The sequence below is a fragment of the Mesorhizobium sp. M7A.F.Ca.US.002.01.1.1 genome (assembly GCF_004022955.1).
Taxonomy (GTDB): domain Bacteria; phylum Pseudomonadota; class Alphaproteobacteria; order Rhizobiales; family Rhizobiaceae; genus Mesorhizobium; species Mesorhizobium ciceri.
In genome coordinates, this window is record NZ_RZQE01000124.1 from 1 (window position 1) to 13294 (window position 13294).

Genomic DNA, 13294 nt, shown 5'->3' on the forward strand with positions numbered 1-13294 from the left:
CCCTATTCCCCTATTCCCCTATTCCCCTACCTCGCATTTTCGGGGTTACATCAGTCAAAACTCTTCCCTATAAGGCCCTCCTAGCCTGATACCAGAATCGCGAGCACAACCGGCCGGGTCTTCCCGTCCCGGTTTTTTGTGCAAGCCGCCCGCCGAACGGACCTTTGACATGCCAAGACGCACTGACATCAAGTCGATCCTGATCATCGGGGCCGGCCCCATCGTCATCGGCCAGGCCTGCGAGTTCGACTATTCCGGCACGCAGGCCTGCAAGGCGCTGAAGGAGGAAGGCTTCCGCGTCATCCTGGTCAATTCCAACCCGGCCACCATCATGACCGACCCGGAACTGGCCGACGCCACCTATATCGAGCCGATCACGCCTGAAGTGGTGGCCAAGATCATCGCCAAGGAGCGGCCCGACGCGCTGCTGCCGACCATGGGCGGCCAGACCGCGCTCAACACCGCTCTGTCGCTGCGCCGCATGGGCGTGCTCGAGCGCTACAATGTCGAGATGATCGGCGCCGATGCTACCGCCATCGACAAGGCCGAGGACCGCGCGCTGTTTCGCGAGGCGATGAAGAAGATCGGCCTGGAAACGCCGAAGTCGATGCTGGCCAACGCCACCGACGTCAAGAACACCGACCGCAAGACGCATGAGGCCGAGCGCGCCGCGCTCAAGGCCGAGAAACCGGCCGATCTCGACGCTGCGCTCGACGCCTTGGAAACCCGCTGGAACCTCGGCGAAGGCGACCGCAAGCAGCGCTATATCAGCCATGGCATGGCGATCGCCGCCCAGGCGCTCGACCATGTCGGCCTGCCGGCCATCATCCGCCCGTCCTTCACCATGGGCGGCACCGGCGGCGGCATCGCCTACAACCGCGCCGAATTCTACGAGATCGTCCAGTCCGGCCTCGACGCCTCGCCGACCACCGAAGTGCTGATCGAGGAGAGCGTGCTCGGCTGGAAGGAGTATGAGATGGAGGTCGTCCGCGACAGAGCGGACAATTGCATCATCGTCTGCTCGATCGAGAACATCGACCCGATGGGCGTGCATACGGGCGACTCGATCACCGTCGCCCCTGCCCTGACGCTGACCGACAAAGAATACCAGATGATGCGCAACGCCTCGATCGCGGTGCTGCGCGAGATCGGCGTCGAGACCGGCGGCTCCAACGTACAGTTCGCCGTCAACCCGGCCGATGGCCGCCTCGTCGTCATCGAGATGAACCCGCGCGTCTCGCGCTCGTCGGCCCTGGCCTCGAAGGCGACCGGTTTCCCGATCGCCAAGATCGCGGCAAAACTCGCCGTCGGCTATACGCTGGACGAGTTGGAGAACGACATCACCGGCGGCGCCACGCCGGCCTCGTTCGAGCCGTCGATCGATTACGTCGTCACGAAGATCCCGCGCTTTGCCTTCGAGAAATTCCCCGGCGCCGAGCCGGTGCTGACCACCGCCATGAAGTCGGTCGGCGAAGTCATGGCCATCGGCCGCACCTTCCAGGAATCGCTGCAGAAGGCGCTGCGTGGACTGGAAACCGGCCTGACTGGTCTGGACGAGATCGAGATTCCCGGTCTCAGCCATGGGGGCCTCGGTTCCGCCAACCATGCCGACGACCGCAACGCCATTCGTGCAGCGCTCGGCACGCCGACGCCCGACCGGCTGCGCATGGTGGCGCAGGCGATCCGCATGGGCACCTCGTTGGAGGACGTGCACGCCATGTGCAAGATCGACCCGTGGTTCCTCGAACAGATCGCCGGCATCGTCGCCATGGAAGCCCGCATCCGCGAGCACGGCATTCCCGAGGATGCCGTCAATCTGCGCATGCTGAAGGCCATGGGCTTCTCCGATGCCCGCCTCGCGTCGCTGACGAAGACCGACGCCGAAGTGATTCAGAAAGCTCGCGAAAAGCTCGACGTTCATCCTGTTTATAAACGCATCGACACTTGTGCGGCCGAGTTCGCCTCGCCCACCGCCTACATGTACTCGACCTATGAAGTGCCGTTCGCCGGCGCGCTGGCCAACGAGGCGCAGGTCTCGTCGCGCAAGAAGGTCGTCATCCTCGGCGGCGGGCCGAACCGCATCGGCCAGGGCATCGAGTTCGACTATTGCTGCTGCCACGCCGCCTTCGCGCTGCGCGATGCCGGCTATGAGGCGATCATGATCAACTGCAACCCCGAGACGGTCTCGACCGACTATGACACCTCAGACCGGCTCTATTTCGAGCCCCTGACGGCGGAAGACGTGCTGGAGATCCTGCGCGCCGAACAGGCGTCGGGCGAGCTGGTCGGCGTCATCGTGCAGTTCGGCGGCCAGACGCCGCTGAAGCTCGCCGATGCGCTGGAGAAGGCCGGCATCCCGATCCTCGGCACCTCGCCCGACATGATCGATCTCGCCGAAGACCGCGACCGCTTCCAGAAGCTGCTGCACAAGCTGAACCTCAGCCAGCCGAAGAACGGCATCGCCTATTCGGTCGAGCAGGCCCGCCTGGTTGCCGGCGAGCTCGGCTTCCCGCTGGTGGTGCGCCCGTCCTATGTGCTGGGCGGCCGCGCCATGCAGATCATTCATGACGAGGGCATGCTGCAGACCTACCTGCTCGACACCGTGCCCGGCCTGGTGCCGGAGGACATCAAGCAGAAATACCCCAACGACAAGACCGGCCAGATCAACACGCTGCTGGGCAAGAACCCGCTGCTGTTCGACACCTATCTCAGTGGCGCCATCGAGGTCGATGTCGACTGCCTCTGCGACGGCAAGTCGACCTTCGTCTCCGGCATTCTGGAACACATCGAGGAAGCCGGCATCCATTCGGGCGACAGTGCCTGCTCGCTGCCGGTGCACTCGCTGCCTTCCGAACTGGTCGACGAGCTGGAGCGCCAGACGGCAGCCCTTGCCCGCGCGCTCAATGTCGGCGGCCTGATGAACGTGCAATACGCGATCAAGGACGGCACGGTCTATGTGCTGGAGGTCAACCCGCGCGCGTCACGCACCGTGCCGTTCGTCGCCAAGACCATCGGCCGGCCGATCGCGAAAATCGCCGCCCGCATCATGGCCGGCGAAAAACTGGAAGACGCCTTCGCCCATTACGGCGCGATGCCTGATCCCAGGAACCCCGGCCACATCGCGGTCAAGGAAGCCGTGTTCCCCTTCGCCCGCTTCCCCGGCGTCGACATCCTGCTCGGCCCGGAAATGCGCTCGACCGGCGAGGTCATGGGCCTCGACCGCGATTTTGCGCTGGCCTTCGCCAAGAGCCAGTTGGGCGCCGGCGTCGACCTGCCGCGCTCCGGCACGCTGTTCGTCTCGGTGCGCGACGAGGACAAGAAAGGCATCCTGCCGGCGGTCAAGCGCCTCGCCGGCCTCGGCTTCAAGGTGCTGGCGACCTCAGGCACCGCCCGCTTCCTCGCCGAAAACGGCGTCGACGCCCAAAAAATCAACAAGGTCCTGGAAGGCCGCCCCCACATCGAAGACGCCATCCGCAACCGCCAGGTCCAGATCGTCTTCAACACCACGGATGGCCAGAAGGCGGTGTCGGACTCCAAGTCGCTCCGCCGTGCCACGCTGATGCAGAAGGTGCCGTATTATACGACGCTGTCGGGAGCGGCCGCGGTGGCGGAGGCTATTGCGGCGCTGAAGGCGGGGAGTTTGGAAGTGCGGCCGCTGCAGGAGTATTTTGCGTGAGGAGCTAGCGTGGGCCTGCCATCACCCGAAACCAGTCTTTGATAGTAAGATGAAGACGGTCGACTTCGTCTTCGGCCAAAAAACCACAATGGGCGATCGTACCACGTAACACGTTAAGCTGATGCAGTACCCTTGATAGGGCTGGTTGGTTACTCATGATGCCGGCGAAATTCGCCCAGTTTTTTCTTATTATGTCCCCAAGCTGTCCAAAAGTAGTATAGTCTATTTCCCGCTCGGAGCGGATCGAGAGAGCCAGCTCCAGTTCTCTTTTACGATTCTTATCAACCTCGTCTTTAATCACCTGATCGACACAAGTATCCCACCAGGATCGGCCATAAGATTCCTCTAATGTCTCTTGGATTATTCTTCTAATCTCGTTCTCTACGAGATAGAATAATTCATAGTATGATGCCATCTTCGAAGCACGAGAACGGCTCTCCCTAGAAAATTGCGCCAGGTGCTCGTCGTAAACCGCAGCAGCATCCGTACGATTCATGCCTAAGGGAGAGCCGTCAGCCTGATCAAATTTCTCCACTTCCGCCTGGATTACAGCGCATTTCAGAATGTATAGCTCCAATTTATGAAGGTCTATCATTTTATCAGGTTTTCCCTGATGCTTCGAAATATTGTGTTGTATATTTCTATGTTTGTAGTCGCAGGTAGAACCAAATTAATCTGATATGAGATACCGTTAAGGCTTAGCTGAGGGGCGCTAATGCGATCCGGTGTAGAACTCATCGAATCTGAGTTCGCGGGGGCGTTTACGGCAGCAGCCTTATTCTCATCAGCTCCTTGCGCATACTCTTGGAACGCACTGAAAGTACCGTAAATATAGCCAACAACTTTGTCCGCACGATTTAGCCCAGTGATGCTGACGATTGCGTCGATAATCTTGTCGCGATCGGCCTTGTGCGCGTACTGATTCCGTTTAAAAATTTCGGAAAAGCCCGTCTTCAACGCGTGGAGTGCAGCTGAAGCCCTGCCTCCGTCAGTTTGAAATTCAGAGTAGTAGTTGGTAGGTGTGCCATCACTAGTTAAGAATCCAACCCTTTTCAAAATAGGTATAACTGGTATTGAACTTCCACCAGTTATCTCAAATACAGTGTTCAGGAAGTCTCTATTAAATTTTGGCGGTCTCTCGCTGACAGGTATTTTCTGAATCGCCCTTTTAAACACGCCAACACTAGACGTGTATGGCATGTTTCCGGGTATCTCTCGATTGGGTACTGCCTTCTTTTCGTCTTTCACAGCGGCCACGGCTGCGTTTGAACCAGTTTCTTTTTCTGCCACTTTCCCCTCCTGCCCTATTCGAAATATTATAAACTGACTGGCATTACATGCAATCCTCCGGCCACTCTATCGCTGCGCCCGACACCGGCAGCTCCTTCATCTGTTTTTTGTACATATTGAGTGCCTGCAGCATCTTCTTGGCGAATCGCCCACGCCGTATTGGTGAAGCCCCTCAAGCCACAGCCACACACTCGATCTCGATATCAAACTCCATCGGCCAAGACGCCACAGGCACAAAACTGCGCGCCGGCGGGTTGACGCTAAAGTACCTCGCATAAACCCGGTTGATGGCGTTGTAGAAGCCGGAATTGACGGCGTAGATGCGCACCATCACCACATTGTCGAGCGAGGTGCCGGCCGCTTCCAGGCAATGCTTCAGCGCCTTCAGCGACGCCTCGGTCTGCACCTCGATGTCGCCGCGCACCATCTCGCCGGTCACCATGTCCACCGGCGGCGTCGCCGAGATGAACACGAAGCCGTTGGCCTTGACCGCCGTCGAACAGGGCAGGCCGAGCGCCCGCACCTTGTCCGACATGACCGGCACTTCGATGATTTCTTTCTTCATGGCAAATCTCCCTTGTTTGCAGGGAGCTTATCCCCGCACTGGCGGAACGCCAGCGCCGTTCTTCCCTTCTCCCCTTGTGGGAGAAGGTGGATCGGCGCGTTAGCGCCGGGACGGTTGAGGGGTGTTCCAGCGGAATGAGGCGGCGGCGTTCCCTGGAACACCCCTCATCCGACCTCGCTTCGCGAGGCCACCTTCTCCCACAGGGGGAGAAGGAAGATGCGGCGCTAAAGAAAACCAATGAACCGTCCTGCGAAAAGCACGGAAGTCCACAACAGCATCGAGAGCACGGCCAGGGCGATCCCGCCTGCCGGCGCGTCGCCGCCTGTTGCGCGGCGAAAGCGCATGAAGGCGAGGAAATTGACGCCGGCGAGAAGGATGAGTGCCATCTTGGCGAGGAAAACCGGCATCGCCGCATAGGTGCCCGCCTTGACCGAAAACAGCAGCGAGCCTGTGACGAGCGCACCCGCGAACGCACTTAATGCAATGCGGCGCAGCAGCGCGACGAATGCGGCTTGCGGCAGCGAACGGAAGGCGCCGCAGATCCTGAGGTCCATGAGAACGACGCTGGTCAGCAGCGCACCGATCGACATGATGTGGAGCGCATTGACTATGGGGTAGGCAATGAAGGAAGCCTTCAGCCACCGCGCCAACGCAAGATGCTCAATGCCGGCAAGGAACTCGGCCATTTACGCCGGCGGCACTCGGTCGGGATAGACATCATAGGTTTTGCCGCCGACGATGACGCGGACAGCTTTCATGCGCTTTTCGCTCGCCTCCACCGAGCGGTTGCCGATCGCGGTCACCTCGTCGCCGACCTTGGCCACCTCCTCCGTGAAGCCGGCGGCGATCGTGCGTGATGGCGGCGCCATCTCCACCCGCCAGGCCTCACCCTCCGCGTCGACATCCAGCGTGGCGTGCGGATTGCCGATATAGATGGCCGTGATCTTGCCCTTGAGTTCGAAAAACCCATCCTGTGTCCACGACCAGCCGTGATGGGCATAGGCCGCGGTGCCGGCGGCAAGCATCACGGCCGCCGTCAGCGCGACGCTGCGAATTGCCTTGAACTGCATCGCTCGTCTCCTCGGTTCATCCCGCAGGCACTTGAGAGTAGGACACGGCGCGGCAACGTCAAATCATATCGAGCGAAAGACTGGACCGCCAAGCGCCCGCCCAATCGCCGGCATGACGCCTTGTTAATGACACCCATGCGCGCCACTCTCTCTTTCCTGGCCGTTCTTCCCCTGGGCTGAAGATCGGACTCCCATCGGAAACGAGGCGAACCATGAGCAGCATGAGAGACCGTCAGGAAGGCTTCGAAAAGAAGTTTGCGATGGACGAGGAAACGAAGTTCAGGGCCATGGCGCGCCGCAACAAGCTGCTCGGCCTGTGGGCCGCCGAACAGCTCGGCAAATCCGGTGCTGACGCCGACGCGTATGCCAAGGAGGTCGTGCACGCGGATTTCGAAGAGGCAGGCGACAACGATGTGTTCCGCAAGGTCCGCGCCGACTTCGACGCGGCGGGCATCGCCCAGTCGGATGGCCAGATACGCACCGCCATGGAAGAGCTGCTGGTGACCGCGGTCGAGCAGATCAGGTCGACCTGAGCGCCGCTCAGCCTTGATCGGTAGGGCGTGCCGTCCTTAAGGCACAGGGCCACATTGTGGTGTTGGTTGGCCAAGCGGGCTGGCTTCCATCGTAGCGCTCTACGGCGCCCCCCTCTGTCCTGCCGGGCAGGACAGAGGGGGGCGCCATAGTGAACCGCCCTCACCCCTGATGCGCGGCGGCCAGTTCCTTCACGTGTTTTTCGTGCATCTGCAGCGTCGGCAGGGTTTTCTTGGCGAATTCCTTCATTGCCGGGTCGTCGCCGGATTTCGCATAGCCGCTGAACAGCGCGACGGCTTCCTTATGAGCGTTGGTCTGCATCTCGATGTATTTGGCCTGGAATTGATCGCCGCTGGCGCTCTTCAGCTCATCGAGCATCTTCTGCTCCTTGGGCTGCAGGGCCGGACCGGACGGTGCGGTGGCCGAGGTTGTCTGGCCCTGGGCAAGCGCCGCCTTGAATTCCTCGCCGGCCTTGGTGTGATCGGCGATCATCTGTTTGGCGAACGCCTTGACGTCGGCGTCGGTTGCCTGTTGCTCGGCGAGCTTGCTGGACTCGATCTCGAACTCATTGGCGCTCGGCACCGTCTTGATGAAGGTCGAAGTGTCGACCTTCGTCGTGGCGGCGAGCGGCGTGGTCGTGGCGGTCGTGTTCGACTGGGCAAAGGCCGGCGCGCCGGCAAGCAATGCTGCTGCGGTCAGAATGGTAAGCGTCTTCATGGCATGTCTCCGGTTGGAATTGTCCCTCGGACAATCCAACGTCGCTTGGGCACTCCGGTTGCAGGTCATGAGGAAGAAGCCTGCGCGTGTCGCCTCGATTACCCGAACCGCGGCGGCTGACCAGAGCTACCTTTCAGTGGCAGCAAGCCTCGCCATATTGCAGCTGCTCGTTCCAGTTCGGGCGGCCTTCAGGCGTGAAATCCATCAGGTTCCAAAGCGTTTCGCAGGTGCCGAGGCCACGCGGATCCTGACCGGGCTCCGTCGGTGCGAAATCCAGTTCCGAACTCCAGAAATGGCGTATGCCGTCGGGGTCGCGGTGAAACACCGACAGCAGCGGGATCTGTGAGCCGTCGGCCGCCTCCGCATTGTAGTCGCGCTTGAAGCTGTTGGCCGCCGAAGACACCAGCCGCATGTTGCGCCAGCCCCGATCTCGACCGAGCGTGACCAGGTTTTCGAGCGCGGTCTTGCCCACCACCGCGAAATTGAAGCCGGCCGCCTGGAGATGCCCGACCGCGCCGTCGAACTGATCGAGCAATGCCGTGCAGGACGGACATGGCTGGTCCGGTCGGGCGAGCTTCGCCGTGCCGCCGCTGGTCGCCACATCGCGCTTCTCCTGCGGGTGGCGCGGGAACATCATGTTGTAGAGGATCAGGCTGTCCTTGCCGGGCGCGAACAGCTCCGACAGCCTTGTCTTCGCGGGCTTGCCCTGGGCATTCAGTGCGTCGAATTCATAGTCCTGGCGGATCGGCCCGCCCGGCGGCAGCGCGCGCCGGGCCTCGGCGACCTCTTCCATGGCGCGGCGCAGCTCGATTTCCTTCTTCAGCAATTTTTCGCGCGCGGTGCGGTATTTCGCGGATTCGTTGGGAAAGGTGATCATGATCGGCTCCTTCAAGTCGCGGCGCCGGCGTCCCGGCGCGGTTGCTCTGCGACCCAAGGACGTTTGGCGGTGATCGGCTCCGACATTTATTGCGCATGGTGATATGTCGTAATCCCTGTTCGGGCAGCGTGATCCGGGGGACGAAATGCACGACGACGAGATCGATCTGCGCTGCCCGCAAGTGGTGGCCGACAATGCCGCCAAGGGCCTCAGACTGCGCGGAGAATTCGGCCGCGGCGGCACCGAGATCGGCGTCGCCCGCGCCACCGAACTGAAGAACCGGGAAAAGCTCGCGCCCTCCACCATTCGCCGCATGGTCAGCTATTTCGCCCGCCACGCGGTCGACAAGCGCGGCAGGAACTACGGCAATGAGCAGAACCCTTCGGCCGGCTACATCGCCTGGCTGCTGTGGGGCGGCGACGAAGGCCGCACCTGGGCGCTTGATCTCAAGCAGAAGATAGGCAACGCGCCGGACATCTGACAACGGTCCGCACTACGCCGACCGCTCCTCACCCCTTCACACCGCCGGCGGTCAGGCCGGAGACGATCTTGCGCTGGAAGATCAGCACCAGCACCACCAGCGGCACCGTGACGATCACCGAGGCGGCCATGATGTTGCCCCAGGGGATCTCGAACTGCGAGTTGCCGGAGAGCAGCGCGATCGCCACCGGCACGGTCCGCTGTGCGTTGTTGGAGGTGAAGGTCAGGGCGAACAGGAACTCGTTCCACGCACCGATGAAGGCCAGCAGTCCGGTGGTCGCCAGCGCCGGCCACATCAGCGGCAGGAAGACCCGGGTGACGATGATCCACGGCGTCGCGCCATCGAGGATCGCCGCCTCCTCGACCTCGACCGGCAGGTCGCGGACGAAGGTGGTGAGCACCCAGACGGTGAACGGCAAGCTGAAGATCATGTAGGAGAAGATCAGCGCGAACAGCGAATTGTAGAGGCCGAAGATGCGGACCAGTTCGAACAGCCCGGCCAGCAGCGCCACCTGCGGGAACATCGACACCGACAGGATGATGAACAGCAGGGCCGAGCGGCCGCGGAATCGAATGCGCGCCAGCGCGTAGGCTGATGTGACGCCGAGCAACAGCGACAGCGCGACGACTGCGCCGGAGACGAAGAGCGAGTTCGCGAGGTTGCGCACGAAGGCGCCCTCGGTCAGCACATTCCGGTAATTGGCGAAACTGATCGTCGTTGGCCACAGATCAGCCCGGAACAGGTCGGTCCCGGATTTCAGGCTGGTGACGATCGCGTAATAGAACGGGAACACCGCGACGAAGACGATTCCCGCGACCAGCAGATAAAAGGCCGTGCGCTTCACGATCCACATCTCAGCGGTCCCCGTCCAGGCTGATCCGGCCGATCCGGATGGTGACGATGGTAAGCAGAGCGAGGATGAGGAAGAGCAGGGTCGAGGCGGCGGAGCCATAGGCGAATTTGTCGAACTCGAACAGGTTCTCGCGCGCGAACACCGACATCGACTTGGTGTGCACATTGTTAGGGGTCAGCACATAGATCAGGTCGAAGATACGCAGCGCATCGAGCGCGCGGAAGATCACCGCCACCAACAGCGCGGGGCGGATCAGCGGCAAGGTCACCCGCCAGAAGATCTGCCAGGGGTTGGCGCCGTCGAGCCTGGCGACCTCGATGATCTCCCTCGGCAGCATCTGCAGCGCGGCCAGGATGAGCAGCGTCATGAATGGCGTCGCCTTCCAGATATCGACGATGAGGACCGCCGCCATCGCGGTGTCGGCGTTGGCCGTCCAGGCGATCTTGGTGCTGATCAGGCCAAGATTGAGCAGCACCACATTGATGATGCCGAACTGGTCGTTGAGCATCCATTGCCACATCTTCGCCGAGACGATCGTCGGGATCGCCCAGGGGATCAGGATCGCCGCCCTGACGATGCCGCGGCCTGGGAATTCGGCGTTGAGAACCAGGGCAACGATGGTGCCGAGGATGGTCTCACAGGTCACCGAAATCACGGTGAAGCGCACCGTGTTCCAGACGGCACGCCACCAGACAGGGTCGACCAGCAACCCGTCATAGAGGGTCCGGCCGCTTGGCATGTGAAGTACCGAAAAGTAATTGGCGAAGCCGACCCATTGGCGCGCGTCGAGATCGGCCAGCGAGGCGTCGGTGAAGCTGAAATAGACCGTGCGGGCAAGCGGCCAGCCGGCCGCCGCGGCGAGCACCAGAAGCATTGGCGCCAGGAAAAGCCACGCCGAGCGAACGCGCTGTGCCCTCAACGGCGCGTGCGCGGCCTTGGCTGTTTCCGGTTTCATCCCTGTCATCTCGCTCCGCTCGCTGCGGTCCCGCCGGCCGGCTGTCCCAGTATCATCACCAGCCTCGGCCCTTCAGCTTGGTCAGCGTCGCTTCGAGGTCGGCCAGATTGTCGGCGGCAGTGCCGTCGCCCGAGAGAGTGTTGTGAACAGCGTTCCAGAACTGGCTCGACGCCTCGTTGTATTTGATCCTGGTCGCGGCCGAGGGGCGCGGCACCGCATTGAGAAAGATCTGCTTCCAGCGCGGAATAATCGGGTGTTGCCTGGCGATGTCGGCATCGTCATACAGCGCCTGGATGGTAGGCAGGTTGGACGTCTTCAGCGCGCGGTATTTCTGCATCGCGGGCGAGGCAATGAACTTGACCAGCTCGATCGCGGCATCCGGATGCTTCGAATATTTGGAGACCGCGAGGTTCCAGCCACCCAGCGTCGCGACCGGTCGGGCGCCTTCGCCGGTGCCGGCCGGCAGCGGCGCCACGTCGAACTTGCCCTTGATCGGCGAGCCCTCGCCGTTGCCGAGCGCATAGGCATAGGGCCAGTTGCGCATGAACACCGCGTTGCCGGTCTGCCAGACGCCGCGCGATTCCTCTTCCTGGTAGGCGAGCACGCCGGGCGGCGCGATGGTCCCAACCCAGCCCTTGACCATATCGAGCACCGCCGCCGCTTTTGGATTGCTGATGGAGATGGAGCCGTCCGGCTCGATGATCTGGCCGCCGCCATTCGACATCACCCATTCGAGCGCGTTGCAGGTCAGCCCCTCATAGGCGTTGCCCTGAAAGACGAAGCCCCAGATATCCCGATTGCCGGCTGCACGTTCCTTATCCATGACCAGCCTGGCGGTGTCCGCCAGTTCCTTCCAGGTGGCCGGCACCTTGGCGCCATATTTGTCGAGGAGATCCTTGCGGTAGTAGAGCGCCGGCGCATCGGTGAAGATCGGCAAGGCGACCAGCTTGCCGTTGACGGTCTGCGACTGGATGATCGACGGGAAATGCTCGGCCACGATGTCCCTGGTCGCTGCGGTCAAATCGACGAACTGGCTGGCGAGCTGCGGCGCCCAGATCACGTCCGTCTGGTAGACGTCGATGTCGCTGTTTCCGGCGGCAAGCCACAGCCGGTACTGGCCGAACTGGTCGGTCCCGGACGTCGGCATGACGACGATGTTGACCTTGTTGCCGCTGTCTTTCTCGTAACGGTCGAGGATCTCGCGCAGCACCTTGATGCCGTCGCCGGTATCGCCCGACACCATCGACAGCTCGACGGCCCGCGCCGGCGTACCAACCAGCATGGCGGCGACGCCGAGCGCCAGGAATGCGTGAGAAAACTTCATGGTGATGGACGTCCCTCCGCGGCCGGCCACGGAAAATCCTCCCACGCGCCGGCAGCTTGTCAGGCCCTCACCTCCCATTGAATGCGAAGCGGCGCTTTGGGTTCCCAAATCGCGCCGTTCCTGCGTGAGGCGACACCCATCAGGGGGTGTTGAGATTCAGGTCAGGCCGAGTCGAAAATGGTGGTTTCCGAGAACCGGAGCGGAGCGTACTTTTGGGTACGTGAGCACCGGAAGCGCAGGAAGCCATCATTTGCGGGCCGGCATCACCTGAATATCAGCACCCTAGCCTTCCCAGGCGACAGGCATCATACCCAGCCGCTCATAGAGCCGGACGGCGGCGGGATTCTCGACCGTGTTGGTCTTGAGGTCGACATGGTCGGCGCCGCGTTCGCGAAAAACGGCGAAGGCGTGCCACATCAGCGCTTCGGCAACACCCTTGCCGCGCGCCTCGGGATGAACGGCAAGATCCTTGACGAAGGCGCGGGTCCAGCACAGCGCCGCCGCCGCCAGCCGGCCCTTGGCGTCGATGACGAGGAAGCACAGCGCCGGGTCGAATTCGGGATCGTCCGCGATACGCGGCCACCACTCGTCGAACGGACCATCGGCGCCGTCATCGAACACTTCCGTCAAAAGCGCATGCAGGGCGGGCGCGTCACCAGGCTCGAAACTGCGCATGACAAAGCCGTCGGGCCAGTGCGGCGGAACCAGCGTCTCGTCGAGGATCTTGCGCAGCCGGATGTCGTTCAGGGCCGGCGGGCGCGGTTCTGGCATCGCGCTCAGGCGTCGGGTTGCAGGCGACGGCGCTGGCGGTCGCGGCCAAGGCCGGTCGCCTCGAGCAGGCCCTTGCGCTTGGCGTCGTAATAGTAGCCGGTCTGATAGAGCCAGTCGGCCTTCTTGGCGTTGCCGCCGGCCACCAGCCAGGCGCCGCGCAGATATTTGACCGCGTATTTTAGAT

14 protein-coding genes and 1 pseudogene are annotated in these 13294 nt (G+C 62.0%); 3 read left to right on the top strand and 12 right to left on the bottom strand.

Annotated elements, in window-relative coordinates:
- Nucleotides 1–169 precede the first annotated feature (169 nt).
- On the top strand, nucleotides 170–3676 hold the full coding sequence (carB, locus tag EN932_RS14810; protein WP_127388487.1) for a carbamoyl-phosphate synthase large subunit: 3507 nt from the start codon (nucleotides 170–172) through the stop codon (nucleotides 3674–3676).
- A gap of 4 nt (nucleotides 3677–3680) precedes the next feature.
- Here carB and EN932_RS14815 read toward each other — a convergent pair whose 3' ends face one another.
- The 5 genes from EN932_RS14815 to EN932_RS14835 all read right to left on the bottom strand — a co-directional run bounded on the left by EN932_RS14815 (nucleotide 3681) and on the right by EN932_RS14835 (nucleotide 6601).
- Nucleotides 3681–4271, bottom strand: coding sequence for a Swt1 family HEPN domain-containing protein (locus EN932_RS14815; protein WP_127368183.1), 591 nt, complete (start codon nucleotides 4269–4271; stop codon nucleotides 3681–3683).
- Nucleotides 4268–4966 (bottom strand): DUF5343 domain-containing protein, encoded by a 699-nt coding sequence (locus EN932_RS14820; protein WP_127368182.1) that lies wholly within the window; start codon nucleotides 4964–4966, stop codon nucleotides 4268–4270. Before EN932_RS14820 ends, EN932_RS14815 begins: the two co-directional genes overlap by 4 nt.
- Before the next feature lie 172 nt (nucleotides 4967–5138).
- On the bottom strand, nucleotides 5139–5531 hold the full coding sequence (locus tag EN932_RS14825; RefSeq protein WP_063172891.1) for a RidA family protein: 393 nt from the start codon (nucleotides 5529–5531) through the stop codon (nucleotides 5139–5141).
- A 224-nt stretch (nucleotides 5532–5755) separates the two neighbouring features.
- A complete protein-coding gene (locus tag EN932_RS14830; RefSeq protein ID WP_127368181.1) occupies nucleotides 5756–6217 on the bottom strand; it encodes a hypothetical protein in 462 nt (153 codons plus the stop codon).
- Complete coding sequence (locus EN932_RS14835; RefSeq protein WP_127368180.1) at nucleotides 6218–6601, bottom strand: DUF6152 family protein; 384 nt, start codon at nucleotides 6599–6601, stop codon at nucleotides 6218–6220.
- Nucleotides 6602–6813: 212 nt separating this feature from the next.
- Here EN932_RS14835 and EN932_RS14840 point away from each other — a divergent pair, with 212 nt between their 5' ends.
- Complete coding sequence (locus tag EN932_RS14840) at nucleotides 6814–7134, top strand: DUF1476 domain-containing protein (protein ID WP_127368179.1); 321 nt, start codon at nucleotides 6814–6816, stop codon at nucleotides 7132–7134.
- 160 nt (nucleotides 7135–7294) lie between these two features.
- On the opposite strand, the gene EN932_RS14845 is transcribed toward EN932_RS14840, so the two are convergent.
- Nucleotides 7295–7849 carry a DUF4142 domain-containing protein gene (locus EN932_RS14845; protein ID WP_013530103.1) on the bottom strand — a complete coding sequence of 185 codons (555 nt, stop codon included), beginning with the start codon at nucleotides 7847–7849 and terminating at the stop codon, nucleotides 7295–7297.
- Nucleotides 7850–7982: 133 nt separating this feature from the next.
- Entirely contained in the window at nucleotides 7983–8726 is a 744-nt protein-coding gene (locus EN932_RS14850) for a DUF899 family protein (protein WP_164753717.1), read from the bottom strand.
- A gap of 145 nt (nucleotides 8727–8871) precedes the next feature.
- Between EN932_RS14850 and EN932_RS14855 the strand changes: the two genes are divergently transcribed.
- Entirely contained in the window at nucleotides 8872–9207 is a 336-nt protein-coding gene (locus EN932_RS14855) for a hypothetical protein (RefSeq protein WP_128368886.1), read from the top strand.
- A gap of 28 nt (nucleotides 9208–9235) precedes the next feature.
- Here EN932_RS14855 and EN932_RS14860 read toward each other — a convergent pair whose 3' ends face one another.
- The 5 genes and pseudogenes from EN932_RS14860 to EN932_RS38885 form a co-directional block, all read right to left on the bottom strand.
- Nucleotides 9236–10060 carry a carbohydrate ABC transporter permease gene (locus tag EN932_RS14860; protein ID WP_128368887.1) on the bottom strand — a complete coding sequence of 275 codons (825 nt, stop codon included), beginning with the start codon at nucleotides 10058–10060 and terminating at the stop codon, nucleotides 9236–9238.
- A 1-nt stretch (nucleotide 10061) separates the two neighbouring features.
- The gene (locus tag EN932_RS14865; protein WP_127368176.1) at nucleotides 10062–11024 is read right to left on the bottom strand and encodes a sugar ABC transporter permease; all 963 of its coding nucleotides are present in this window, start codon (nucleotides 11022–11024) and stop codon (nucleotides 10062–10064) included.
- Between the two features lie 46 nt (nucleotides 11025–11070).
- Complete coding sequence (locus EN932_RS14870) at nucleotides 11071–12339, bottom strand: ABC transporter substrate-binding protein (RefSeq protein WP_127368175.1); 1269 nt, start codon at nucleotides 12337–12339, stop codon at nucleotides 11071–11073.
- A gap of 282 nt (nucleotides 12340–12621) precedes the next feature.
- A complete protein-coding gene (locus EN932_RS14875; protein ID WP_024504138.1) occupies nucleotides 12622–13110 on the bottom strand; it encodes a GNAT family N-acetyltransferase in 489 nt (162 codons plus the stop codon).
- Between the two features lie 5 nt (nucleotides 13111–13115).
- Nucleotides 13116–13294: pseudogene (locus EN932_RS38885) on the bottom strand (lytic transglycosylase domain-containing protein); the annotation flags it as partial.